A 1553-nucleotide genomic window follows, 5' to 3' on the forward strand; every position below is an offset into this window, starting at 1 on the left:
GTAGGACCTGTACCCCCAGTAGGACCAGTTATTCCAATGCCGGTAAAACCTGTCGCACCGGTAGGTCCTGTGATTCCAGTAGGTCCGGTGGGTAATGTAAATGGTGGAATTGATGGTAGTGTGGGACCGATTAAATTTGGTTCCAGAGCAGTTCCATGTAAAATATTATATTCTTCACTCATATAGTAAACCTCCTATCATTGCTTGTCATAATTATTAAATGTATCAGGGGAAGGAAATGACATTCGCAATAGCGGAGGCGCTTCTTATAATTTCTCCTCAGCGAATATAGGTCTAATTTAAGAAATATTGAAGTGTAGAGTTGCGTACTACTGAAGTATGGCACCTTTACTTTTCACGTAACATATAGTATGATGATTTCAATAAATTAGATTTCAATGACTATAATATAAATTAATGAGAGGTGCTTTTTTGTGAGTGCGGTAGGTACTAAATAGGAAAAATTTAATGAAATAAATCGGATAAAATCAGGGGATTTTTATGTGTATCATACCCCTAAATTTGTCATGGATTTATTTCGATACCTATGAAGATACCTACAACACTTTATAAAGCGTGTAATAAGGGGATTGCCATCCGTTTTTTATGGTTTATTTCCTCATATGTTATTGCACATGCCTTGTAAATGTAAAAGCTGCGGTATCCCCGCAGCTTTTTTGTATATATTTTTAATGTATAAAAATGGTAATTGAATAATGTAGAACTCATTGGAATCTAATGAGTAGGTATCTTCATTTATGATAAAAATCAATCATTGTGAGGAGAAACAAAATGAATACGATGACTTTTGAAAAGTTACAATATAACGAATTAAAGGATATAGTGAAATCTTATTGTGTAAGTGGATTAGGTAAGGAATTATTAAACAAATTAGAGCCGAGTACGAGTCTAAAAGTAGTGAGAAATCGCTTGAATGAAACGACAGAAGCACGAGCTATATTAGATGCAGAGGGGCATGTTCCTTTCTTCGGCATTTCTAATATTGCTAGTACAATTCAAAAATTAGAAAAAGGGATGATTTTAGACCCAGAAGAATTAGTAAGTGTTTCAGACTTTTTACGTGGGTGTAGAAAGATTAAAAAGTTTATGTTAGATAAAGAATTTTTTGCACCAGTATTAGCTTCTTATGCAAATTCAATGACTGAATATAAAAGTATTGAAGAGGAAATTAACTTTTCAATTAAAGGAAATAGTATTGATGTAGCTGCAAGTAAAGAGCTAAAGCGAATTCGAAATAATATCGATTCTGTAGATGGGAAAATAAAAGAACGTTTAACGAAGTTTTTAAATAGTAGTGCAAATAAGAAATTCATTCAGGAATTCTTTATTAGTAAAAAGGATGACCGTTATACGATTCCAATTAAATCTTCCTATAAAAATCAAGTTGCTGGAAGTATTATTGAAGCCTCGGCAAAAGGTTCTACTGTATTTATAGAACCACATACGGTTACGAAATTGAATGCAGAATTAGCAGGCTTGAAAGCAGAAGAAGCGGTTGAAGAGTATCAGATTTTAGCGACTTTATCAGGAAT

The 1553-nt window shown here is 33.3% G+C and carries 2 pseudogenes; one reads left to right on the forward strand and one right to left on the reverse strand.

The features are described 5' to 3' along the window. Window positions 1–182: pseudogene (gene betA / locus MR170_RS30550) on the reverse strand (collagen-like exosporium glycoprotein BetA); the annotation flags it as partial. 610 nt (window positions 183–792) lie between these two features. On the opposite strand from betA, the pseudogene MR170_RS30555 reads away from it, so the two are divergent. Next, window positions 793–1553: pseudogene (locus MR170_RS30555) on the forward strand (endonuclease MutS2); the annotation flags it as partial.

The sequence above is a fragment of the Bacillus cereus group sp. BfR-BA-01524 genome (assembly GCF_022662595.1).
In the GTDB taxonomy this organism is placed as follows: Bacteria; Bacillota; Bacilli; order Bacillales; family Bacillaceae_G; genus Bacillus_A; species Bacillus_A thuringiensis_S.